Below are 22,874 nucleotides of genomic sequence, written 5' to 3'. Positions count from 1 at the left end.
GCTCCACCCCCGGCACGTCCAGGGCCGCGTCGCGCACAGCCCCGGTGGAGAACACGATCGCGTCGTAATGCCGACGCAGGTCCGCCAGGCTCAGGTCCGTGCCGTAGTCCACGTTGCCCAGGAAACGGATGTCCCCGCGGTCCATGACCTTGTGCAGGGCGGTGACGATGCCCTTGATGCGCGGATGGTCCGGGGCCACCCCGTAGCGGATCAGACCGAACGGGGCCGGGTACCGGTCGAACAGGTCGATGCTGACACGGAAGTCCCGTTCCTCCTTGGTCAGGATGTCCGCCGTGTACACCCCGGCGGGTCCGGCACCGATGATGGCGATGCGCAACGGGCGGTCAGGCCTCGAGGACGAGGGGGTCAGGGTCATGCTCGTGCTCCTTCGGAGGTCGGGTTCAGGGTCAAGATCGGGGCAGGGATGCCGGCCGCAGGCGCGCCGGTGGCGTAGGGGCTCAGGCGCACGACGTCGCCTACGACGATCACGGCGGGGTTCTCCACACCGACGGCGGCCGCCTGCGCGGCGATGGTCTCCACCGTGCCCACGGTGACCCGCTGGTCCGGCATCCAGCCGCGCTCGATGATCGCCACGGGCGTCGCGCCGTCGAGGCCGCGCTCCGTCAGTCGGCGCGCGGTGTCCGCGAGCCGGCGCACGCCCATCAGCAGGACGAGCGTGTGGTCGGCCCGGGTGGGCACTTCGGACAGCTCTTCGTGGCCGGTCACCAGCGTGAAGCCGGCGGCGACGCCGCGATGGGTGACCGGGATCCCCGCGGCGGCGGGCACCGAGACGGCGCTCGTGACACCGGGGACCACCTCGACGTCGACGCCGTGGGCGCGACAGTGCGCGGCCTCCTCGCCGCCGCGGCCGAGCACGTACGGGTCGCCGCCCTTGAGCCGGACGACGAGGCGGCCGGCCCGGGCCTCCCGGACCAGGACGGCGTTGATCTCGTCCTGCGTGGCCAGGTGGTTCCCAGGGGCCTTGCCGACCTCGATCACGGGCACCGCCGGGTCCAGCTCGGCCAGGAGGGCGCGCGGGCCCAGCCGGTCGGCGACCACCACGTCGGCCTCCGCGAGCAGCTGCCGGCCGCGCACGGTGATGAGCCCGGAGTCGCCGGGGCCGCCGCCGACGAGGGCCACGCGACCGGGCTCGGCGGACGCGCGCCGCCGCCGCAGCGGCAGCCGCCCCGTGGACAGGGCGAGGGTGATCGCGTCCTTCAGGGCGCGGGCACGGCGAGGGTCTCCCCCGGCGTTGACGGCCACGGTCACGTCCCCGGCCCGGACGACGGCGGGCGTCCAGGCGGCGGAGGACTCGGCGTCGGAGGCGTCGACACACCAGACGCGGCGGGCCTCGGCGTCGGAGGCCACGGCCCCGTCCACGGCCCGGTCACCGGTGGCGGTCTGGGCGAACCAGACCCCGTCGAGGTCGGACGGGCGGTAGGGGCGGCGATGCAGGGTGAGCAGACCGGCCGCCGCGAGCCGCTCCACCTCCTCCCCCGGCTTCGGGGCCACCACGGTGACGAGCGCGCCGGCGTCGAGGAGGGCACCCACGCGGCGGCCGGCCACGCGCCCGCCGCCCACGATCAGGACGGGCCGGCCGAGCAGACGCAGGGAGGTGGGGTACAGATCGGACGCGGTCATCGCGTGCTCCCTTCCAGCAGCCCGCGGCGGCGCAGCATGCGCCGCTCGACGGGGCCGAATGCGGCCAGTTCGACGAGGACGCCGACGGCCAGGATGGTCAGGACGGCGCAGAGGACGACGGCGAGGTCGGACGCGGCACGTCCCTCGTGGAGCAGGGTCCCGAGTCCCACGCCCATGGGCCCGCCGACGGCGATGATCTCGGCGGCCATGAGGCCTCGCCACGCGAAGGCCCAGCCCTGGCGCAGGCCGGAGACGAAGGCGGGCAGGGCGGCCGGGAGGACCACCAGCAGGGCGGTCTCGAGACGCGAGGCGCCCAGCACCCGGGCCGCGCGACGCAGCTGCGGCGGCACCTGGTCCGTGCCGGTGGTGAGGCCGGCGACCACGGCGGGGACGGCGCCGGTGAGCATCACGAAGTACGCGGTGGCGTCGCTGAGGCCGAACCACAGCACCGCGAGCGGCACCCAGGCCACGTTGGGCAGCACCATCAGGGCCGTGAGCAGCGGGCCGAACGCCCGCCGCAGGACGCTGACCTGTCCGAGCACCAGGCCCAGCCCGACGCCGACGACCACGGCGAGTGCGAAGCCGACGACGGCGCGGCCCACCGACGTCGCCACTGCCTGCTGGACGAGACCCTGGGCCCACAGCGTCCCGAAGGCCCCGAGGACGTCGCCGGGACCGGTGATCGGCTCGCCGCGCGCACCGGCCAGCCACGCGAAGGCCTGCCAGATCGCCACGAGCAGGACGACGGCGGCCACCGGGAGCAGGACCCGGCTCCAGTCCCACCCGGCCAGACCCGTCCGACGGGTCGAGTCGACGGCCTGGAGCGCGTCGAGGCCGCTGTCGAGCTCGCGCAGCTCGTCGTCGGTGGCGGCCCCCGGCGCGCGGCCGGGGGCGTCGAGGGTGGGGGTGTCAGTGCGCATGGCGACGGATCTCCTGACCGAGTCGGGCGGTGATGGCGGCCGTGAGGGCGGCCGCGGCGGGCGCGTCGTGGCGGGCGGCTGCGGGCACGTCCCATTCGGCGACGACGCGACCCGGACGTGAGGACAGCAGCAGCACCCGCTGGCCGAGGCGGACGGCCTCGGCCACGTTGTGGGTGACGAACACGACCGTCCGGCCGGTCTGCCGCCACACGCGCTCGAGCTCCCCATGCAGCAGGTCGCGGGTGATCGCGTCCAAGGCCGCGAACGGCTCGTCCATGAGCAGCAGGGCGCGGTCCTGGGCGAGGGCCCGGGCCAGGGCGACGCGCTGGCGCATGCCGCCGGAGAGCTGGTGGGGTCGCAGGTCGGCGGCGTCGTCCAGGTGGACGAGGCGCAGCAGCTCCCCGGCACGCTCCCGACGCTCCCCCGCGGCCACACCGGCGAAGCGGAGGGCGAGCTCGATGTTGCCGCGGGCGGTGAGCCACGGGAAGAGGGCGGCGTCCTGGAACATGAACGCGGCCCCCTCCCGGGGGGTCTTGACGACGCCCGCGGTGGGCGCCTCGAGCCGGGCGATGAGGTTCAGCAGGGTGGACTTGCCGCATCCGGACGCGCCGAGCAGGCAGACGAACTCGCCCGGCTCGATCCGCACGGAGACGTCCTCCAGCACGGGCGTGGGCCCGCCGAAGCTCTTGCCCACGTCCTCCATCACCACCGTCATGACCGCTCCCGTCCCGCCGTCGTCATCCGGATCAGGCCTCGTCGCCGCCGCGCACCATGCCGGCGGCGAGCGTGGCCCCGTCCTGGGGGTCGATCACGAGGAACGCCCCGGTGCGCCGATGCACGGCGTAGGGCTCCACGGGCAGCGGCGCGGCCAGGTGCAGGCGCACTTGTCCGATGTCGTTGAGCCCGAGGGTCTCGGCCGGGTCGAGCCGCAGGGTGTCGAGGTCGAGCCGGCCGGCCACCTCCTGGACGAGCGCCCGGACGACGGCGGTGCCGTGCTTGACGAGGACCTGCTGCCCGACGCGCAGCGGCGCGGCGGAGAGCCAGCACAGCGCGGCGGCCACCTCCGCGGTGGGGCGCGGGGCGGTGTCCGCGGCGGCGATCGTGTCCCCGCGGGCCACGTCCACCTCGTCGGCCAGACGCAGGACGATCGACTGCGGGGAGGAGGCCTCCTCGAGGGATTCGCCGGCGGCGTCGACGCCCACCACGGTGGTGGTGCGCGCCGGCTGCCCCGGGGTGAGGACGGCGACGGCGTCCCCGGGCCGGACGGTGCCCGCCACGACCTGCCCGGCGTAGCCGCGGTAGTCGCGGAAGACCTCCGGGTCGAGGCCGGGGGCCAGGGCGCCCTGGGGGCGCACCACGAGCTGCACCGGGAAGCGGAAGGAGGCCGCGGCGTCGTCCTCGGCGTCCGCCCCGGGCAGGGACTCGAGCAGCTCCATGAGCGTGGGGCCGGTGTACCAGTCCGTCCGCGCGGAGCGGGTGACCACGTTGTCGCCCTGGAGGGCGGACACCGGGACGCTCACCGCGTCGGAGAGGCCGAGCTCCCGGGCCACGCGCCGAACGTCCTCGGCGATCGCGGTGAAGATCTCCTCGGAGTAGTCCACGAGATCGATCTTGTTGACGGCGACGATCACGTGCGGCACCCGCAGCAGGGCCACCACGCTCAGGTGGCGTCGGGTCTGCTCCAGCACGCCCTTGCGGGCGTCCACGAGCAGCACGACGGCGTCGGCCGTCGAGGCGCCCGTGACGGTGTTGCGGGTGTACTGCACGTGCCCGGGGCAGTCGGCCAGCACGAAGGTGCGCCGGTCCGTGGCGAAGTAGCGGTATGCGACGTCGATCGTGATCCCCTGCTCCCGCTCGGCGCGCAGGCCGTCGGTCAGCAGCGCCAGGTCCAGCCCGCCCTCGGCGCCGCCGAAGCCGCGCTCGGCGGAGGTGCGGGCCACAGCCTCGAGCTGGTCGGCCAAGACGGCCTTGGAGTCGTGCAGGAGGCGGCCCACGAGTGTGGACTTGCCGTCGTCGACCGAGCCGGCCGTGGCCAGGCGGAACAGGGTCCCGGCGGGGGCGTGCCGGTCCAGCAGTGCGGTGCTCATCAGAAGTACCCGTCCTTCTTGCGATCTTCCATGGCCGCCTCGGAGATGCGGTCGTCGGCGCGGGTGGCCCCGCGTTCGGTCAGGGTGGAGGCGGCGACCTCGAGCACCACGTCCTCGACGGTGGCGGCCTCCGAGAGGACGGCGCCGGTGCAGGACATGTCGCCCACCGTGCGGTAGCGCACCGTCCGCGTGGTGACCTCCTCGCCCTCGGCCGGGCGGGAGTGCTCCCCCACGGCGCGCCACATGCCGTCGCGGCGGAAGACCTCCCGCTCGTGCGCGTAGTAGATGGAGGGCAGCTCGATGCCCTCGCGGGCGATGTACCGCCACACGTCCAGCTCGGTCCAGTTGCTGATGGGGAACGCGCGGACGTGCTGGCCGGGGGTGTGACGGCCGTTGTAGAGGTTCCACAGCTCGGGGCGCTGGTTGCGCGGGTCCCACTGCCCGAACGCGTCGCGCAGGCTGATGATCCGCTCCTTGGCCCGCGCCTTGTCCTCGTCACGGCGGCCTCCCCCGAAGACGGCGTCGAACCGGTTGGTCCGGATCGTGTCCAGCAGGGGGGTGGTCTGCAGGGTGTTGCGGGTGCCGTCGGCGCGCTCACGCAGCTCGCCGCGGTCGATGTACTCCTGCACGGAGCCCACCACGAGCCGCAGGCCGAGCCGCTCCACCGTGCGGTCGCGGAACTCGAGGACCTCGGGGAAGTTGTGGCCGGTGTCCACGTGGACCACCGGGAAGGGGATCCTGCCCGGCCAGAAGGCCTTCGCGGCCAGGTGGAGCATCACCACGGAGTCCTTGCCGCCCGAGAAGAGCATGGCGGGGCGCTCGAACTCGGCCACCACCTCGCGGATGATGTGGATCGCCTCGGCCTCCAGGGCGTCCTGGACGTCGGGCCCGGCGGGGCTCGCGATCCCCGGGTCGGGGGCATGGGTGAGGGTCATCGTGTCTCCTTGGTCTGTCTCGGGAGCGGCGCTCAGACGTGGATGCCGCACTCGGTCTTCGCGGTCCCGGCCCAGCGCCCGGCTCGGGGGTCCTCCCCGGGGGCGACGGGGCGGGTGCAGGGGCGGCAGCCGATCGAGGGGTAGCCGTTCTGCAGGAGCAGGTTCACGGGCACGTCGTGGTCCGTGGCGTAGCCGACCAGGTCGTCGAAGCTCCACGGGGCGACGGGGTTGACCTTGACCATGCCGTGGGCCTCGTCCCAGCCCACCAGCGGGGTGTTCGTGCGCGTCGGCGCCTCGTCCCGGCGGACTCCGGTGAACCACAGGTCGTATCCGGCCAGCGCCCGGTTGAGGGGCTCGACCTTGCGCATCGCGCAGCACAGCGCCGGGTCGCGGGCGAACAGGTCCTTGCCGTGGCGCTCGTCCTGCTCGGCCACGGTCAGCTCCGGCAGCACGTCCACCACGGTGACGTCGAGGCGGCGGGCCACCTCGTCGCGCGTCGCGAGGGTCTCGGTGAAGTGATAGCCGGTCTCCAGGAAGAGGACGTCCACGCCGGGCATCCGCTGCGCCACCAGGTGCGGCAGGACGGCGTCGGCCATGGAGCAGGCGACGGCGGCCCGGCGGAGGTCCACATGGCGGGCGGCCCAGTCGACCACCGCCGCGGCGGGGGCGTCCCAGCCGAGCTCGGCGGCGCCGGACTCCGCGAGTGCCTGCAGGCGCTCGAGGTCCTCGGTCGGACGGGTGGGGGGAACGGTGCTCATCGGAGGGCCTCCTCGTCGACTCGGTGCGCCCACCGGGCGAAGGTCTCGCCCGGCTCGCGCTGCTCGTCGTACCGGCGGACGAGGCGCTCGACGTAGTCGACCAGCCCGTCCGCGCGGACCTTCAGGCCGCGGACGCTGCGTCCGAGGCCGGCCTCGGCGCGGTCCACGGAGGCCAGCCCGCCGCCCAGGTGGACCTGGAAGCCGGGCGTCTGGCCGCCGTCGTCGTCCGGGAGCAGCTGGCCCTTCAGGCCGATGTCCGCGGTCTGGATGCGGGCGCAGGAGTTGGGGCAGCCGTTCACATGCAGGCTCAGCCGCTCGGGGAGGCGGTCGGCGAGGTCGGCCAGGCGCTCCTCCAGCTGGGCGATCGCGGCGGTGGCGGTGTCCTTCGTGTCCACGATGGCGAGCTTGCAGAACTCCAGGCCCGTGCAGGCGATGGTGGAGCGGCGGAACACGGACGGCTCCGGGTCCAGTCCCAGCTCCTTCAAGCCGGCCACGACGGCGTCCACCCGGTCCCGCTCCACGTCCAGCACCACGATCTTCTGGTGGGGGGTGGTCCGCAGCCGCGTGGAGCCGTGGGCCTCGAGCAGGTCCGCGAGGGCGGTGAGGGTGGTGCCGCTGGAGCGGCCGACGACGGGGGCGGCACCGATGTAGAAGCGGCCGTCCTTCTGCTCGTGGACCCCCACGTGGTCGCCGGGGCGGGTGGGCGGGGCCGGGGCGGGGCCGTCGGGCAGGGCGTAGCCGAGGTACTCCTCCTCCAGCACGGTGCGGAACCTCGCCGGCCCCCAGTCCTCGAGCAGGTACTTCATGCGGGCCTTGTTGCGCAGGCGCCGGTAGCCGTAGTCGCGGAAGATGCTCACGACGGCGTGCCACACCTCGGGGGCGCGCTCGGCCGAGACGAACGCACCGATCCGGTCGGCCAGGCGGGCCTTCGTGGACAGGCCGCCGCCGACCCACAGGTCGTAGCCGGGGCCCAGCTCGGGGTGCACCACGCCGATCAGGGAGATGTCGTTGATCTCGTGGACCACGTCCTGGGAGGGATGGCCGGTGATGGCGGTCTTGAACTTGCGGGGCAGGTTGGAGACCTCGAGGTCGCCGATCCAGCGGTCCGCGATCTCCCGGATCACGGGCGTGGGGTCGATGATCTCGTCCGCGGCGATCCCGGCCACCGGTGAGCCGAGGATCACGCGCGGCACGTCGCCGCAGGCCTCGGTGGTGGACAGGCCCACGGACTCCAGGCGCCGCCAGATCTCGGGGACGTCCTCGACGCGGATCCAGTGCAGCTGGACGTTCTGCCGGTCGGTGATGTCCGCGGTGTCACGGCCGAAGTCGGTGGAGATCCCGCCGATCACGCGCAGCTGCTCGGTGGTGAGGTCACCGCCGTCGATGCGCACGCGCAGCATGAAGTAGCGGTCCTCGAGTTCGTGGGGCTCCAGGGTGGCGGTCTTGCCGCCGTCGATCCCCTGCCGGCGCTGGGTGTACAGGCCCCACCAGCGGAAGCGGCCGTGCAGGTCGTCCGAGGGGATCGAGTCGAAGCCCTCGTGGGCGTAGACCTGCTCGATGCGCTCGCGGACGTTCAGGCCGTCGTCCTGCTGCTTGAACTCCTCGTTGTGGTTCAGGGGGGCGGTCCCGTCCACCTTCCACTGGCCGTGCGGCTTGGCGGAGGGACGGCGCGGAGTGCGCGCCGGCCTCGACGTCTCGTTCACCTGGGTCATGGCCGCCACGCTAGGAACCCGGCATGCCAGCCCCCAAGATCGTCGACGCGGTTCGTCACGTTCCCGGGGCCGGGCCGCGGTCGGTGCCCGGCCCGGCCCCGGTCGTGTGACGAACGGCTCAGCGGCCTCCGGCGGCTCCCCTCGGGGCCTCGGCGAGGGCGGACCGCAGCCGGTCCAGGGCGATCCGCGCCACCAGCGGATGCGGCAGCAGGGGGTCGGTGACCGCGTCCGCGCCGGCCTCGCCGAGTCGGTCGTGGAAGTACCCGGGGGCCAGCAGGTGGGCGGCCACCACGGCGCGACGGCCGGCGGCGCGCACCCGGGAGACGGCGTCGGGCACCCGGGGGGTGGCCGCCGCCCCGAACGCCGCGGTCACGGGCAGTCCCGTGGCCCGGGCCAGGGCCCCGGCCAGGGCGTGCACCTGGGCCTGGCCGTCCGCGGCGCGAGTGCCGGCCGCCGCCAGGATGATGTCCGATGTCGCGGCCTCACCGGCCGGCACCGCCTGGGCCACCCGTTCGGCCAGAACGGTCACCAGGCGCGGCTCGACGTCGTCCCCGACCCCGGCCAGCGGTGCGGCGGCGATCGTGTCGGGCCGGGCGGCCGCGGCGTGGTGGATGTCGTGGTGGACGTGATGGCCCAGGGACAGCAGCAGCGGCACGATCACGGCCGACTCCCCCGGGGGCAGGTCCGCCACGACCTCGTCAAGGGAGGGGCTCTGCACGTCCACGTAGGCCTCGTGGACCTGGGCGCCCGGCCCCTCGGCGTCCAGGAGGGCCGCCAGGTCGGCACGGAGGCCGTCGATCACGACGCGGCCGGCCGCGTCGTGCGTGCCGTGGGCGCAGGCGATCACGTGCAGCACGGGCGCGCTCATGCCGAGCCCACCGCGTCGGCCCACACGTTCTGCGGCCCGCCGCTCACCGGCGGATCACCTTGTGCTGGGCGGCCTGGGCGACCGGCCGCATCACGATCTGATCCAGGTTCACGTGGTGGGGCAGCTCGACGGCGTGGACGCACACCTCGGCGACGTCCTCGGGGGTGAGCGGCTTCTCCACGCCCGCGTACACGGCGTCCGCGGCGGATTGGTCGCCGCCCAGGCGGTTGCGGGAGAACTCCTCGGTGTGGACCATGCCCGGGAGCACCTCGATCACCCGCACGTTGTGCTCGGCCTCCTCCAGGCGCAGCGCGCCGGTGAGCCCGTGCTGGCCCATCTTCGCGGCGTTGTAGCCGGCGCCGCCCTCGTAGGCGGTGACGGCGGCGGTCGAGGTCAGGTTGAGCACGGTGCCCGCGCCGTGGGCGCGGAGCATGGGCAGGAACGCCTGGCACATCGTCAGGGTGCCGAGCACGTTGACGCGGTACATCCACTCCCAGTCCGCGCGGTCGCCCACGCCCACGGCGTCCGTGCCGAGCGCGCCGCCGGCGATGTTGACGAGGGTGTCGGCGCCGCCGTCGGCCTCGACGCGCGAGGCCAGCGCGGCGACGGCGGCCTCGTCCGTGACGTCCAGGGCGGCGGGGACGAGGTCGCCGCTCACGCCCGCGGCCCGGGCGTCGGCAGCGAGGGTCTCGAGGCGCTCGGTCCGGCGGCCGACGGCGTACACGCGCCAACCGCGGCGGGCGAGCTCGAGGGCCGTGGCGCGGCCGATGCCACTCGTGGCCCCCGTCACGACGGCGGCGCGGGCAGGGTTCTTCGCAGGTTCTTGGGTGTGGCTCACGCCTCCGACCGTAGCCGAGCCGTGCCGTTCGGAGCACCGCCCGGATCACCCCCGCCAGGTCGACCGACTGCAAGGGCGGGATGTCCCGGGCGTCGTCGCAGGCCCGGCCCGCCGTCCCGGTCATGGGAGGATGGCGGGCATGGCTGAGAACACGCAGGGCACAGACACGCCCATCGACGCATCGACCCCGTCCACCCCCGCCGCCGGCGCCGTGGCCGTGCCGGACAAGCCGGCCCTCGAGGGCCTCGAGGAGAAGCTGACCGCCCGCTGGGCCGACGAGCGCACCTACGCGTTCGACACGCAGACCACCCGCGAACAGGTCTACTCGATCGACACTCCCCCGCCGACCGCCTCCGGCTCGCTGCACGTGGGCCACGTCTTCTCCTACACGCAGACCGACGTGCTCGCCCGCTACCAGCGCATGAACGGCAAGAACGTGTTCTACCCGATGGGCTGGGACGACAACGGCCTGCCCACCGAGCGCCGCGTGCAGAACTACTACGGCGTCCGCTGCGACCCCGCCAAGCCGTACGTGGAGGGCTATCGCCCGCCGGAGAAGCCGGCGAAGAACCAGCGCGACTGGGACGTGATCTCCCGCAGGAACTTCATCGAGCTCTGCGAGGAGCTCGCCGTCGAGGACGAGAAGGTCTTCGAGGACCTCTTCACCCGCCTCGGCCTGTCCGTCGACTGGGACATGACCTACCGGACCATCGACGACGTCTCCCGCGCCGTCTCCCAACGCGCCTTCCTGGCCGGCATCGCCTCGGGCGACGCCTACCTGGCCGAGGCCCCCACCATGTGGGACGTGACCTTCCGCACCGCCGTGGCCCAGGCCGAGCTCGAGGACCGCGAGGTCCCGGGCGCCTACCACCGCTACGCCTTCACGGCTGCGGACGGCGAGCAGGTCTTCATCGAGACCACCCGCCCCGAGCTGCTGGCCTCCTGCTCCGGCCTGGTCGCCCACCCGGACGACGAGCGCTACCAGCACCTGTTCGGCACGACCGTCACCTCCCCGCTGTACGGCGTGGAGGTCGAGGTCTTCCCGCACCCGCTGGCCAAGCCGGACAAGGGCTCCGGCATCGCCATGGTCTGCACCTTCGGCGATCTCAACGACGTCACCTGGTGGCGCGAACTGCAGCTGCCGACCCGCACCCTGATCGGCCGTGACGGCCGCTTCGCCGCCGACACCCCCGAGTGGATCACCACGGACGCCGGCCGACAGGCCTATGCGGACACCGTGGCCGGCCGGACCGTCTTCTCCGCCAAGCAGGGTGTGGTGGACGCCCTCACCGCGGCCGGCCTGCTGGACGGGGAGCCGAAGAAGATCATGCACGCCGTGAACTTCTACGAGAAGGGCGACAAGCCGCTCGAGGTCGTCACCTCCCGCCAGTGGTACATCCGCAACGGCGGCCGCGACGCCGACCGCCGCGCGGAGCTGATCGAGCGTGGCCGCGAGATCTCCTGGCACCCGGAGCACATGCGCCACCGCTACGAGAACTGGGTCGAGGGCCTCAACGGCGACTGGCTCGTCTCCCGCCAGCGCTTCTTCGGGGTGCCGATCCCGGTCTGGTACCCGCTGGATGCGGAGGGTGAGCCCGACTATGAGAACCCGATCCTCCCGGCCGACGAGCAGCTGCCCGTGGACCCGGCCGCCGAGGCCGCCCCGGGCTACGCCGAGGACCAGCGCGACGTCCCCGGCGGCTTCACCGGCGACCCGGACGTCCTGGACACCTGGGCCACCTCCTCCCTGACCCCGCAGATCGTGGGCCGCTGGTCCCGTGACGAGGCGTTCTTCAACAACGTCTTCCCGTTCGATCTGCGCCCGCAGGGCCACGACATCATCCGCACCTGGCTGTTCTCCACCGTGGTGCGCGCCCACGCCCTCAACGGCTCCGTGCCGTGGACGGACACCGCGCTCTCCGGCTGGATCCTCGACCCGGACCGCAAGAAGATGTCCAAGTCCAAGGGCAACGTGGTGGTCCCGACCGACATCCTGGACCAGTTCGGCTCGGACGCCGTCCGCTACTGGGCCGCCTCGGCCCGCCTCGGCGCAGACACCGCCTACGAGGTGGCGCAGATGAAGATCGGCCGCCGCCTGGCCATCAAGCTGCTCAACGCCGCCAAGTTCGTGCTGAACCTGGGCGCCACGCAGGACGCCGTCATCCGCACGGCCGATGACGCCGCGGCCGTCACCAACCCGCTGGACGCCTCCCTGCTGGCGCGCCTGGCGGCCACCGTGGAGCAGGCGACCCGCGCGTTCGAGGCCTATGACTACGCACGGGCCCTCAACGTGACCGAGCAGTTCTTCTGGGCCTTCACGGACGACTACGTGGAGCTCGTGAAGGACCGTGCCTACGGCGGCCACGGCGAGGCCGAGCAGGCCTCTGTGGTGACCACGCTGGCCACCACCCTGGACGCCCTGCTGCGTCTGCTGGCCCCGTTCCAGCCGTTCGCCACCGAGGAGGTGTGGAGCTGGTGGCGCGCCGGCTCCGTGCACACCGCCGCGTGGCCGGGCGCCGCGGACGAGGTGGCGGCCTTGTCCTTCGCCGCCTCCGCCGGTGACGCCGAGGTCCTGCCCACCGTGGCGCAGGTCCTCGGCGGCGTCCGCAAGGCGAAGTCCGAGGCCAAGGTGAAGCAGCGGACCCAGGTGCGCTCCGCCGTGGTGACCGGGCCGGCCGAGTGGCTCGAGAAGCTGCGCGGCGGCCTGGCGGACCTCAAGGCGGCCGGCAACATCGCGGACCTGTCCCTCACGCGGGGCGATGCCGGCGAGTCCGCGCCCCTGACCGTCTCCGACGTGCAGCTGGCACCGGTCGAGGACGACTGATCCCCGCCGCACGTTCCCCGAAGGTGTCTCGGGAGCGCACGCGGCACGACGACGGCCCCGTCGCCCGTCACGGGCGGCGGGGCCGTCGTCACGCTCGTGCTGCGAACCCGAGTCTGCCCTCAGCGTGGGATGTTCGTGGCCCGGATCCGGTAGGGCACAGCACGCGTCGGACAGTCCGCCGCCGGATCGGAGTTCGTCGGGAGGCGGCCCTCCCGGGGGTGTCGTGGTGCACCTCCTGGTCGTGCTCTTGCCGCATGTCGCAGTGCGGTCACCGCGGCGGGGGTGGACACTGAGAGGATGAGACCCACACCCGATCCCGCCCCGGCCGGCCGCCGCGCCTCCGACGCCTCCGCCCGGCGGATGTCCGCCGCCCTCGCCGCCATGGGCGTGCTCCACTTCGTCCGACCCGAACCCTTCGACGGGCTGATCCCGCCGTTCCTGCCCGGCTCGGCCCGCGCGTGGACCCACGGCTCCGGCGTGGCCGAGCTGGCCGTGGCGGGTCTGCTGGCCGTCCCGCGCACCCGGCGCGCGGGCGGACGCGCCGCGCAGGCGCTCTTCCTCGGCGTGTGGCCCGGCAATGCGTGGATGGCCTGGCAGTGGCGACGCCGGCCCTGGCCGGCGCAACTGGTCTCCCTCGGGCGGCTGCCCCTGCAGGTCCCCCTGATCCGCGCGGCCGGCCGGGTGGCGCGCAGCTGACCCCCGCCGCCCCGCGCCCCCGACGACGCCGTCCCCACACCTTCGCGCTGAAGGTGTGGGGCCGGTCTCGTGCGAGCCGGGAGGGCTCAGTCGAACTGCGGATCCGTGGTGCGGGCCCGCTTGATCTCGTAGAAGTACGGGAAGTCGGCCAGGGCGACGGCGCCGTCGAAGATGCGGCCCGCCTCCTCGCCGCGCGGGATGCGGGTCATCACGGGACCGAAGAAGGCCGTGCCGTTGAACGCCACGACGGGCGTGCCGACGTCGTTGCCCACGAGGTCCTCGGCCTCCTTCTGGCTGGCGCGCAGCTGCTCGTCGGCCACGTCGGTGCGGGCGGCGTCCAGGATGTCCGCGTCGTGGCCGAGCTCCTCGAGGGCCTCGGCCACCACGGCCTCGAAGTCCGTGCGGCCCTGCTCGTGGATGCGGGTGCCGACCGCGGTGTACCACGGGCCGAGCGCCTCGGCACCGTACCGCTCGCGCACCTGCACGGCGGCGCGGGCCGGCAGCCAGGCCTTCTCGAGGCGGGCCAGGTACTCGGGGTCCAGGTCGCGGCCCTCGTTCAGGATCGCGAGCGACATGATCTTGAAGACCACCCGCACGTCGCGCACCTTCTGGACCTCCAGGATCCACCGAGAGGTGATCCAGGCGAACGGGCACGTGGCGTCGAAGTAGAAGTCGACGGTGGGCTGCTGCGTGGTGTCGGTCATGCTGTGCTCCTTGCGATCAGGGAGCCGTCTCGGCTCCGGTCGGTCCTGCTGGGCGACGGCGGTCAGGCGCTCCGGCCGCGTCGACGTCGTTCCACCTCGGCCGGGATGAGCGTGGGCTCGGCCTCGCCGCGCACCACGTCCCCGGAGATGACGACCGTGCCCACGTCCGAGCGGGAGGGCAGCTCGAACATCACGGGCTTGAGGACGTTCTCCATGATGGAACGCAGGCCGCGGGCGCCGGTGCCGCGGGCCTCGGCCTGGGCGACGACGGCGTCCAGGGCGTCCTGCTCGAACTCGAGCTCCACGCCGTCCATGAGGAACATCTTCTGGTACTGCTTGAGCAGGGCGTTCTTCGGTTCGGTCAGCACCCGCACGAGCTGTTCGTGCGTGAGGTCCTCGACGGTGGTGATCACGGGCAGGCGGCCGATGAACTCGGGGATGAGGCCGAACTTCAGCAGGTCCTCCGGCCGCACGTCCGCGTAGGTGACGTCCCCCGCGCCCAGGTGGTTCAGGGGCGCGCCGAACCCGATGCCCTTGCGGCCGGCGCGGGAACCGATGATCTCGTCCAGGCCCGCGAACGCGCCCGCCACGATGAACAGCACGTTGGACGTGTCGATCTGCAGGAACTCCTGGTGGGGGTGCTTGCGTCCGCCCTGCGGCGGCACCGACGCCACCGTTCCCTCGAGGATCTTCAGCAGGGCCTGCTGCACGCCCTCGCCGGAGACGTCCCGGGTGATGGAGGGGTTCTCGGACTTCCGCGAGATCTTGTCGATCTCGTCGATGTAGATGATGCCCTGCTCGGCCTTCTTCACGTCGTAGTCCGCGGCCTGGATGAGCTTGAGGAGGATGTTCTCCACGTCCTCGCCCACATAGCCGGCCTCGGTGAGGCTGGTGGCGTCCGCGACCGCGAACGGGACGTTGAGCCGCCGGGCGAGGGTCTGCGCGAGATACGTCTTGCCGGAGCCGGTGGGGCCGACCATGAGGATGTTCGACTTGCCGACCTCGACGTCCGCCAGGTCGTCCCGCTCGGTGAGGCGGTCGGCCAGGTCACCGCTCCGCGCCTGCGGCCCACGCACGCGCTTGTAGTGGTTGTACACGGCGACGGCGAGGGAACGCTTGGCCGCCTCCTGGCCGATCACGAAGCTCTCGAGGTGGTCGAAGATCTCCTGCGGGGTGGGCAGGACGGTCTCGTCCGCCTCCGCCGCCTCGCCGAGCTCCTCCTCGATGATCTCGTTGCACAGCTCGATGCACTCGTCGCAGATGTAGACACCCGGGCCGGCGATGAGCTTGCGCACCTGCTTCTGGCTCTTCCCGCAGAACGAGCATTTCAGCAGGTCAGCGCTCTCTCCGATACGCGCCATGGTGGTACTCCTCGGGGGCCGGGCGGAGACGTCCGCCCCGCGCGGGCGGCGTCGCTGTCAGATTCCGTCCAGCATACGGCCGTGGACGGACACGTTAAGGGACCGGGTCCCCGGTCGGCGTCGAGGGGTCCGGCCGCGCGGCCGGACCCCTCGGCGGGCGTCGTCGGTCAGGCGGACGGGCGGGTGATCTTGCGGGAGGCGAGGACCTCGTCCACAAGGCCGTACTCGAGGGCCTGCTCGGCCGAGAGGAACTTGTCCCGGTCGATGTCCTGCGAGACCTCCTCGGGCGTGCGGTTGGTGAGGGAGGCCAGCGTCTCCTCCATCCACACGCGCATCCGGTTGATCTCCTGGGCGTGGATCTCCAGGTCCGTGGCGGTGCCGCGGTCGCCCTGCATCGCCGGCTGGTGGATCAGCACGCGCGCGTTGGGCAGCGCCAGACGCTTGCCGGGGGCGCCCGCGGCCAGCAGCACGGCCGCGGCGGAGGCGGCCTGGCCCAGGCACACGGTCTGCACCTCGGGCCGGATGAACTGCATGGTGTCGTAGATCGCCGTCATGGCCGTGAACGAGCCGCCCGGCGAGTTGATGTACAGGGTGATGTCACGCTCGGAGTCCATCGCCTCGAGCACGAGCAGCTGGGCCATCACGTCGTCGGCCGACGCGTCGTCCACCTGCGCGCCGAGGAAGACGATGCGGTCCTCGAAGAGCTTGGCGTAGGGGTCCTGACGCTTGAAGCCGTAGGGGGTGCGCTCCTCGAACTGCGGGAGGATGTAGCGCGCGTCCGGCGTGGGCAGGGAGGGCATCCCGGTGGGGAGCCCGGCGGGGAACTGGGTCATTCTTGGTCTCCTGGAGAGGGTCGGGACGGTCCGGGCCGGGCTCAGCCCCGGACGCCGCCGCCGCCGGTCACGGACGCGGCACGGTCGGCGATGTGGTCGATGAAGCCGTACTCGAGGGCCTCCTGCGCGGTGAACCACTTGTCACGCGCGTTGTCCTCGAGGATGGTCTCCACGGACTGGCCGGTCTGCTCGGCGGTCAGCTCCGCCATCACCTGCTTCATGTGCAGGATCAGCTGGGCCTGGATGCGGATGTCCGACTCGGTGCCGCCGATGCCGCCGGAGGGCTGGTGCATCAGCACGCGGGCGTGGGGGGTGGCGTAGCGCTTGCCCTTGGTGCCCGAGGCGAGCAGGAACTGGCCCATGGACGCGGCGAGGCCGGTGGCCACCGTCACGACGTCGTTGGGGATGTACTGCATCGTGTCGTAGATCGCCATGCCCGCGGTGACGGAGCCGCCCGGGGAGTTGATGTACAGGTAGATGTCCTTCTCCGTGTCCTCGGCCGAGAGCAGGAGCAGCTGGGAGCAGATCGCGTTGGCGTTGTCGTCACGGACGTCCTCGCCCAGCCAGACGATGCGCGACTTCAGCAGCTGGGTGTAGAGGAAATCCTCGCGCTGCGCCGGGTCCACCGAACGCATGCTGGGGGTGATGTCGGTCATCACTTCCGCCTTCCTGTCGAGATGTCCACGGGCCCCCCGAACGGCGGCCGCTCGCGCGGACGGACGGGTCCCTGATCGAGTCCGACACTAGCCGGGCGTCCGGGCCAGCGCGCGGGACGCCGTCGGCGTTTCGCTGTTGGCGCAGGTTGTCGCGGGCCCTGCCCGGGGCCGCCCACCGTGACCTCGGGACGACGACGGCGCCCCCGCCGGCGTGGGCGGGGGCGCCGTCGTCGTGGCTCGGCGGGGGTGCGCCCCCACCGGCCGGGATCAGGCCTGCTCGGCCGCCTCGGCGCCCTCTGCCTCGGTCGCCTCGGCCTCAGCGTCGAGGGCCTCCTGGCCGCCCGGGGTCACGAACGCCGTGAGGTCCACGGCCTTGCCGTCGGTGTCGGTGACCTCGGCGTACTCGAGGACCTTGGCCAGGGCCTTGCGGCGGCGGACCTCGCCCATGATCATCGGGATCTGCCCGCCCTGGTCGAGCATCATGGCGAACTGGTTCGGGTCCATGCCGTACTCGGAGGAGGTGGCGATGATGTACTCGATCAGCTCACCCTGGTCGACCGTGACCTCCTCGGCCTCGGCGACCTCGTCCAGGATGATCTCGTTGGCGAACGCCTCGCGGGTGTTCTGCTCGAGCTCGGCACGGTGCTCGGCGGTGTCGTGGTCGTCGCCCGCGGTGTGGCCGCCGGCGGAGAAGTGCTGCTCGACCTGCTCGGCGATGACGCCGTCCGGCACCGGGACCTCGACGAGCTTGGCCAGCTCCTCGAGGACCTTGTCGCGGGCCTCGACGCCCTGGCGGCTCACGGCCTCCTCGGCGGCCTGCTTCTTCAGGTCCTCCTTGAGCTCGGCGATGGTGTCGAACTCGGAGGCCAGCTGAGCGAACTCGTCGTCGGCCTCGGGCAGCTCGCGCTCCTTGACGGCCGTCAGCTCCAGCTTGACCACGGCGGTCTCGCCGTCATGCTCGCCGCCGTTGAGCGTGGTCTCGAAGGTGGCGTCCTCGCCGGCGGACAGGCCGTCGAGGGCCTCGTCGATGCCCTCGAGCATGGTGCCGGCGCCCACCTGGTAGGACAGGCCCTCGGCCTGGTCGACCTGCTCGCCGTCGACCGTGGCGGTCAGGTTCATCGTGACGAAGTCGTCCTGGGCGGCCGGGCGGTCCACGTCCTTGAGGGAGCCGAAGCGCGAGCGCAGGGCGTCGAGGGCCTTCTGCTCGTCCTCCTCGGTGGCCTGGGCGGGCTCCACCGTCACCTTGAGGCCCTTGTAGTCGGGCAGCTCGATGGTCGGGCGCACGTCGAACTCGGCGGTGAAGACCACCGGGCCCTCGGCGTTCTCCGCGTCCGGGGTGGCGGTCACGTCGACCTCGGGGCGGGAGATCGGGGTGAGCTCAGCCTCGGCGATGGCGGCGGAGAACCAGGTGTTCAGACCCTCGTTGACGGCCTGGTCCACGACGACCTCGCGGCCGAAGCGCTGCTCGATCAGACGCGCCGGGATCTTGCCCTGGCGGAAGCCCGGGATCTGCACCTGGTTGGCGATGTCCTTGAACGCCTTGTCCAGGGCGGGCTTCACCTCCTCGAACGGCACCTCGACGGTCAGCTTGACGCGGGTCGGGCTGAGGTTCTCTGCGGTGGACTTGACCACGGATGACTCCTGTTGGTGGTGGTGGATGGTCTTGACGTCGAGTCGGGGTGACAGGATTTGAACCTGCGGCCTCACGCTCCCAAAGCGCGCGCTCTACCAAGCTGAGCTACACCCCGCCGTCGTCCCCGACGCCGGCGGGCTCACGCGGTGGAGGCTCGCCGGACACCCGAGGGACTGCCCGAGGGCAGACTGTGGAATCCTAGCGCGCCGTCTCGCGCCCCGCGAAAAGCCGCGACCGCCGGCCCGTGAAGCCGTCCATCGTGGCGTTGACCCCGAGGACGTCCATCGCGCGGTCGAAGACGGGCGCCGGCAGGGCGCGCAGGGGGGCGATCAGGCCGACGGCGCGCGGCAGCAGCAGACGCGTGCGGCCGGCCTCGACGGCGTCCAACACCTCCTGCGCCACGTGGTGCGGATCCAACACGGGCAGCAGCCAGGGCACCCGGCTGCGCACGCCCGCGAACATCCCCGTGTCGACGTAGAAGGGGCAGACGGCCAGGGAGGTGACGCGGCTGCCGTCCTTGCGCAGCTCCGCGGCGAGGGACTCGGCGAAGCCGACCGCGGCGTGCTTGGTGGCGGAATAGTCCGTCTGACGTGCGACGCCGACCAACCCCGCGGCCGAGGCCACCGTGACCACGGCCCCGCGGTCCCGGGCCCGCATTCCGGGCAGGACCGCCCGGGTCAGCCAGTACGGCGCGAGTGCGTTCACCTCGAAGGTGCGGCGGATGCCCTCCTCCGTGGCGTCCTCGAGGGGCGCGCCTGTCACGACGCCCGCGTTGTTCACGGCGACGTCCACCTCTCCGGCGCCGGCGGCGGCGGCCTCGACGGTGGCCGCATCCGTCACGTCCACGCGCTCGGCCCGGGCGTCCGCGCCCTGAGACCGGATCTCGGCGGCGACGGCCTCAACCCCCTGCAGGTCGAGGTCCCAGACGACCACGCGGCCCGCGCCGCGGTGGGCTGCCCCCAGGGCGATCAGTCGGCCGATGCCGGACGCGCCGCCCGTCACGAGGACGGTCGCGCCGCGCAGAGACAGGGGATGACGGCCGGCGAGGGCGGACGCGGCCCTGCGGAGGGCGGGACGGGAGCCGTGCATCGTGCCTCTTCCCCCACGGCCGACGCGGGCCCGCCGTGATACGGTGTCAGCCGCTGGTCCGCGCCGAGCGCGGCCCCGCGGGGATGTAGCTCAATGGTAGAGCCCCAGTCTTCCAAACTGGCTACGCGGGTTCGATTCCCGTCATCCCCTCCGGACCTCATGAGCCGGGTCATCGTGTGCACACGATGGCCCGGCTCATGACTTTTTCGGGTGGGTCGTCGTCCGCGCCGGTGCCTTGACCGCTGTGCCCGGTCGGGCCTACTACAGGCCTCTCAGCTCTGACAGGTGAGGCAGCGGTAGAGCTTCCGGGCCGCCATCTCCTCCACCACGATCGTCTCGCGCCCGCACACGAGGCAGGCCAGGCCCTGCCGCTGGTACACGTAGTTCGCGTGCTCGGGCCAGGCCGCTTCGGCGGGGATCCCCGGCCGGTGCTCCGGCCGCGTGGTGACGATCCGCCCGAGCCGCACGCCCTCCCGCATGAGCGCGGCGTTGTCCGCCCAGAGGAATGCCAGGTCCGGTGCAGAGACCTCCCGGGCCGGCCGCCACGGGTCGATGCCGGCGCGGAACAGGGCCTCGGCCCGGAAGATGTTGCCGATCCCGCTGACGGCCGCCTGGTCCATCAGCACGACGCCGATCGGCCGCCGTGTCCGCCGGGCGAGGTCGTAGAACGGCGCGGGATCGTCGTCGTTGAGCGGATCCGGGCCGAGACCGGCGACGACATCGGCAGCCTCGGCCCGGGTGAGTGCGCGGCACCGGCTCGCGCCGATCAGGTCGGCCCAGCCGTGCTCGGCGCGCAGTCGCAGCCGGACCGTGGAGGCCGGCGGCGGGGGCTGGACCCAGCCGTCGGCGTCGCGGTCGGGCTCGGCGGCCGGGGCGCCGTCGTCGTGGACCTCCCGCTCGCCGATCCGGCGGGGTGCGCCGATCGAGGACGCGGCCGCGAAGTCCTGATCCCCGCCGAAGGTCCACGCCCCGTACATGCCCAGGTGCACGTGGAGCACGTGGCCGCCGGAGACGTCGGCGAAGAAGTGCTTGCCGTGGGCCCGGGCGCGCTCGAGGACCTGGCCGTCGAGCAGGGCGGCCCCCTCGGCGAAGCGGCCCTGCGGACTCGTGGCGCGGATCCGGCGTCCGCCGAAGACGTCGGTGAACTGGCGCGCGAGACGGTGGACGGAGTGGCCCTCAGGCACTCACATCAGCACCTCTCCGGTGGTCTCGTAGTGCGCGATCTTCGCGATGCGGCGCACGTGGCGCTCGTCCTGGGAGAACGGTTCGGTCAGGAAGGCCTCGATGAGCTCGGTGGCCTCCTCGAGCGAGTGCTGCCGACCGCCGACGGCCACGACGTTCGCGTCGTTGTGCTGGCGGGCCAGCCGCGCCGTGTCCAGGTTCCAGGCCAGGGCGGCGCGGACGCCGACCACCTTGTTGGCGGCGATCTGCTCGCCGTTGCCGGAGCCGCCCAGCACGATGCCGAGCGAGTCGAGTCCCTGCTCGCGGTCGGCGACGACGGCGCGGGCGGCGTTGATGCAGAAGCCCGGGTAGTCGTCCTGCGGGTCGTACTCGGTGGGTCCGTGGTCCACCATCTCGTAGCCGGCGGCGGTGAGGTGCTCCACCAGGTGGGCGGACAGCTCCATGCCGGCGTGGTCGGTGGCGATGTGGACGCGCATGCGCAGACTCCTCCAGAAGGACGACGGTCGGGTGGGGTCAGTCTACGGACGACCCCACCCGGCCTCCTGTTCCCGGGGCGGGCCGGCTCAGATCAGCGCGACCGATCGCTTGGGCTCGCGCACCGGCATGGGCTCGGGATCCTCGCTCGCCGAGGAGAGGAAGCCCTCCCCGGTGAAGTGGCCGTTGCGGGCGCGGAAGTCGTAGGCGTAGTCGGGCCAGATCAGCGTCAACTTGCCAGAGCGGGGGTCCACGTACCAGGAGTGGCAGCCGCCGTCCACGAGCCACACCGAGGTGGCGGCCCGCTCCTGGAGACGGTCCACGTACTCCTCCTGGGCGAGTGCCTCGGGGACCATCGTCCGGATTCCCTCGTGCTCCGCCCGGTCCAGGGCCTCCACGATGTACGCGATCTGCGACTCGATGATGTAGACGATCGAGTTGTGCCCCAGCGAGGTGTTCGGCCCGTTGATGGCGAACAGATTCGGGAATCCCGCCACGGCCGTGGAGTCGAACGCCGCCATGCCGCTGCTCCAGTGATCGGCCAGGGAACGGCCCTCACCGTCGTGGACGCGGTCGGCGAACGGCGGCTGGGCCGCCTCGAAGCCGGTGCAGAGGACGACGACGTCGACCTCGTACCCCTGACCGCTCACGCCGAACAGCCGGCTCCCCTCGACGCGGTCCAGCGCGCTGTCCTCCAAAGTGACGTTGTCCCGGGCCATGGCCGGGTAGTAGTCGTTGGAGACGAGCACACGCTTGCAGCCCGGCAGGTACCGCGGCGTGAGGCGCTCACGGAGCTCGGGGTCCGAGACCGCGGCGGCCAGGTGCCCGAGGGCCTGCGACCGGACATGGTCCAGCGCGGTCGGCACACCGCGGCGCTGGGCATAGCTCGACTCGGCGAACCAGAAGATGTCGTCGCGCTCGCGCTGCATGGTGTGCGGGGCGCGCTCGAACATGCGCCGCACGGCCGCGGAGTACGGCTTGACCACACGGGGGGTGACCCACGCGGGGGTGCGCTGGAAGACGACGAGCTCGGCCGCCGTCGCCGCCAGCTCGGGGATGACCTGGATCGCGGAGGCGCCGGTGCCGACGACGGCGACACGCTTGCCCGTCAGGTCCACCGTGTGGTCCCAGCGGGCGGAGTGGATGACCTCGCCCTCGAAGGCGTCGAGACCGGGAACGTCCGGCAGGCGGGGGTCGGCGAGGTGCCCGGTGCCCGTGATCAGCCAGCGTCCCGTGTAGGCCCCGCGCGGAGTCCGCACCGTCCACCGCTCCGTCTCGGGGTCCCAGTGCGCTTCGAGCATGTCCGCCCCGAGACGCAGGTGCGGGGTGAGGCCTTCGTCCTCGGAGAAGCGCACGAGGTAGTCCTGGATCTCCGGGCCCGGTGTGTAGAAGCCCGACCACTGCGGGTTCGGCGCGAAGGAGAAGCTGTAGAGGTGGCTCGGGACGTCGCACGCGGCGCCCGGGTAGGTGTTGTCCCTCCAGGTCCCGCCGACCTGCTGGGCACGGTCCAGGATGAGGAAGTCCTCGCGGCCGTGACGCCGCAGCTGGGCGCCCATGCCGAGGCCGGCGAATCCGGAGCCGATGATGAGGATCTCGGCGGACTCGTCGCGCGGTGCGGGGCGCACGTCGGTGGTGGTGGTCGTGGTGGTGGTCATGGCTGGCC

General features: G+C 72.7%; 21 protein-coding genes and 2 tRNA genes. 3 read left to right on the top strand and 20 right to left on the bottom strand.

The features are described 5' to 3' along the window. The 10 genes from ACTSKS_RS01670 to ACTSKS_RS01625 all read right to left on the bottom strand — a co-directional run. Nucleotides 1–376: FAD/NAD(P)-binding protein (locus ACTSKS_RS01670; protein ID WP_442927224.1), on the bottom strand; the 376-nt coding region annotated here is incomplete at its 3' end. Beyond that, the gene (cobA, locus tag ACTSKS_RS01665; protein ID WP_216886193.1) at nucleotides 373–1,641 is read right to left on the bottom strand and encodes a uroporphyrinogen-III C-methyltransferase; all 1,269 of its coding nucleotides are present in this window, start codon (nucleotides 1,639–1,641) and stop codon (nucleotides 373–375) included. The genes ACTSKS_RS01670 and cobA, both read right to left, overlap by 4 nt. After that, nucleotides 1,638–2,561, bottom strand: coding sequence for an ABC transporter permease (locus ACTSKS_RS01660; RefSeq protein WP_036316901.1), 924 nt, complete (start codon nucleotides 2,559–2,561; stop codon nucleotides 1,638–1,640). The genes cobA and ACTSKS_RS01660 overlap by 4 nt, the downstream gene beginning before the upstream one ends. Then, on the bottom strand, nucleotides 2,551–3,276 hold the full coding sequence (locus ACTSKS_RS01655; protein WP_442927223.1) for an ABC transporter ATP-binding protein: 726 nt from the start codon (nucleotides 3,274–3,276) through the stop codon (nucleotides 2,551–2,553). The genes ACTSKS_RS01660 and ACTSKS_RS01655 overlap by 11 nt, the downstream gene beginning before the upstream one ends. A gap of 31 nt (nucleotides 3,277–3,307) precedes the next feature. Next, a complete protein-coding gene (locus ACTSKS_RS01650) occupies nucleotides 3,308–4,648 on the bottom strand; it encodes a sulfate adenylyltransferase subunit 1 (protein ID WP_216886195.1) in 1,341 nt (446 codons plus the stop codon). Continuing rightward, nucleotides 4,648–5,583, bottom strand: a complete 936-nt coding sequence (gene cysD / locus ACTSKS_RS01645) for a sulfate adenylyltransferase subunit CysD (protein ID WP_158183713.1) — start codon at nucleotides 5,581–5,583, stop codon at nucleotides 4,648–4,650. Before cysD ends, ACTSKS_RS01650 begins: the two co-directional genes overlap by 1 nt. Before the next feature lie 32 nt (nucleotides 5,584–5,615). Continuing rightward, nucleotides 5,616–6,341: a phosphoadenylyl-sulfate reductase gene (locus ACTSKS_RS01640; RefSeq protein ID WP_095346832.1), complete on the bottom strand. Its 726-nt coding sequence runs from the start codon at nucleotides 6,339–6,341 to the stop codon at nucleotides 5,616–5,618. Next, nucleotides 6,338–8,053 (bottom strand): nitrite/sulfite reductase, encoded by a 1,716-nt coding sequence (locus ACTSKS_RS01635; RefSeq protein WP_070709672.1) that lies wholly within the window; start codon nucleotides 8,051–8,053, stop codon nucleotides 6,338–6,340. Before ACTSKS_RS01635 ends, ACTSKS_RS01640 begins: the two co-directional genes overlap by 4 nt. Before the next feature lie 118 nt (nucleotides 8,054–8,171). After that, nucleotides 8,172–8,921, bottom strand: a complete 750-nt coding sequence (locus ACTSKS_RS01630; protein ID WP_036338855.1) for a sirohydrochlorin chelatase — start codon at nucleotides 8,919–8,921, stop codon at nucleotides 8,172–8,174. A gap of 43 nt (nucleotides 8,922–8,964) precedes the next feature. After that, nucleotides 8,965–9,759, bottom strand: coding sequence for an SDR family oxidoreductase (locus ACTSKS_RS01625; RefSeq protein WP_442927221.1), 795 nt, complete (start codon nucleotides 9,757–9,759; stop codon nucleotides 8,965–8,967). Between the two features lie 139 nt (nucleotides 9,760–9,898). Between ACTSKS_RS01625 and valS the strand changes: the two genes are divergently transcribed. Then, nucleotides 9,899–12,583: a valine--tRNA ligase gene (gene valS, locus ACTSKS_RS01620; protein WP_442927220.1), complete on the top strand. Its 2,685-nt coding sequence runs from the start codon at nucleotides 9,899–9,901 to the stop codon at nucleotides 12,581–12,583. A 360-nt stretch (nucleotides 12,584–12,943) separates the two neighbouring features. Then, nucleotides 12,944–13,279 carry a DoxX family protein gene (locus tag ACTSKS_RS01615; protein ID WP_095346890.1) on the top strand — a complete coding sequence of 112 codons (336 nt, stop codon included), beginning with the start codon at nucleotides 12,944–12,946 and terminating at the stop codon, nucleotides 13,277–13,279. An 86-nt stretch (nucleotides 13,280–13,365) separates the two neighbouring features. Here ACTSKS_RS01615 and ACTSKS_RS01610 read toward each other — a convergent pair whose 3' ends face one another. The 7 genes from ACTSKS_RS01610 to ACTSKS_RS01580 all read right to left on the bottom strand — a co-directional run bounded on the left by ACTSKS_RS01610 (nucleotide 13,366) and on the right by ACTSKS_RS01580 (nucleotide 19,555). Beyond that, nucleotides 13,366–13,983 (bottom strand): mycothiol-dependent nitroreductase Rv2466c family protein, encoded by a 618-nt coding sequence (locus ACTSKS_RS01610; protein WP_061867773.1) that lies wholly within the window; start codon nucleotides 13,981–13,983, stop codon nucleotides 13,366–13,368. Nucleotides 13,984–14,045: 62 nt separating this feature from the next. Beyond that, nucleotides 14,046–15,344, bottom strand: coding sequence for an ATP-dependent Clp protease ATP-binding subunit ClpX (clpX, locus tag ACTSKS_RS01605; protein ID WP_060775624.1), 1,299 nt, complete (start codon nucleotides 15,342–15,344; stop codon nucleotides 14,046–14,048). A 167-nt stretch (nucleotides 15,345–15,511) separates the two neighbouring features. Then, complete coding sequence (locus ACTSKS_RS01600) at nucleotides 15,512–16,177, bottom strand: ATP-dependent Clp protease proteolytic subunit (RefSeq protein ID WP_002855988.1); 666 nt, start codon at nucleotides 16,175–16,177, stop codon at nucleotides 15,512–15,514. Between the two features lie 41 nt (nucleotides 16,178–16,218). Continuing rightward, complete coding sequence (locus ACTSKS_RS01595; protein ID WP_152743804.1) at nucleotides 16,219–16,833, bottom strand: ClpP family protease; 615 nt, start codon at nucleotides 16,831–16,833, stop codon at nucleotides 16,219–16,221. Between the two features lie 267 nt (nucleotides 16,834–17,100). After that, entirely contained in the window at nucleotides 17,101–18,465 is a 1,365-nt protein-coding gene (gene tig, locus ACTSKS_RS01590) for a trigger factor (RefSeq protein ID WP_134417050.1), read from the bottom strand. Nucleotides 18,466–18,507: 42 nt separating this feature from the next. Next, nucleotides 18,508–18,581: transfer RNA gene (locus ACTSKS_RS01585), tRNA-Pro, on the bottom strand. An 83-nt stretch (nucleotides 18,582–18,664) separates the two neighbouring features. Beyond that, entirely contained in the window at nucleotides 18,665–19,555 is an 891-nt protein-coding gene (locus ACTSKS_RS01580; protein WP_127435167.1) for an SDR family NAD(P)-dependent oxidoreductase, read from the bottom strand. A 79-nt stretch (nucleotides 19,556–19,634) separates the two neighbouring features. Between ACTSKS_RS01580 and ACTSKS_RS01575 the strand changes: the two genes are divergently transcribed. After that, nucleotides 19,635–19,705: transfer RNA gene (locus ACTSKS_RS01575), tRNA-Gly, on the top strand. Nucleotides 19,706–19,827: 122 nt separating this feature from the next. On the opposite strand, the gene ACTSKS_RS01570 is transcribed toward ACTSKS_RS01575, so the two are convergent. The 3 genes from ACTSKS_RS01570 to ACTSKS_RS01560 form a co-directional block, all read right to left on the bottom strand. Next, on the bottom strand, nucleotides 19,828–20,739 hold the full coding sequence (locus ACTSKS_RS01570) for an Fpg/Nei family DNA glycosylase (protein ID WP_440314981.1): 912 nt from the start codon (nucleotides 20,737–20,739) through the stop codon (nucleotides 19,828–19,830). Next, a complete protein-coding gene (locus ACTSKS_RS01565; RefSeq protein ID WP_119217347.1) occupies nucleotides 20,740–21,213 on the bottom strand; it encodes a ribose-5-phosphate isomerase in 474 nt (157 codons plus the stop codon). 87 nt (nucleotides 21,214–21,300) lie between these two features. Next, nucleotides 21,301–22,866 (bottom strand): flavin-containing monooxygenase, encoded by a 1,566-nt coding sequence (locus ACTSKS_RS01560; protein ID WP_442927219.1) that lies wholly within the window; start codon nucleotides 22,864–22,866, stop codon nucleotides 21,301–21,303. Nucleotides 22,867–22,874: the final 8 nt, after the last annotated feature.

Source organism: Micrococcus sp. TCR-5 (assembly GCF_052220525.1).
Taxonomy (GTDB): domain Bacteria; phylum Actinomycetota; class Actinomycetes; order Actinomycetales; family Micrococcaceae; genus Micrococcus; species Micrococcus luteus.
This window is presented reverse-complemented; position numbering and strand designations above follow the sequence as displayed.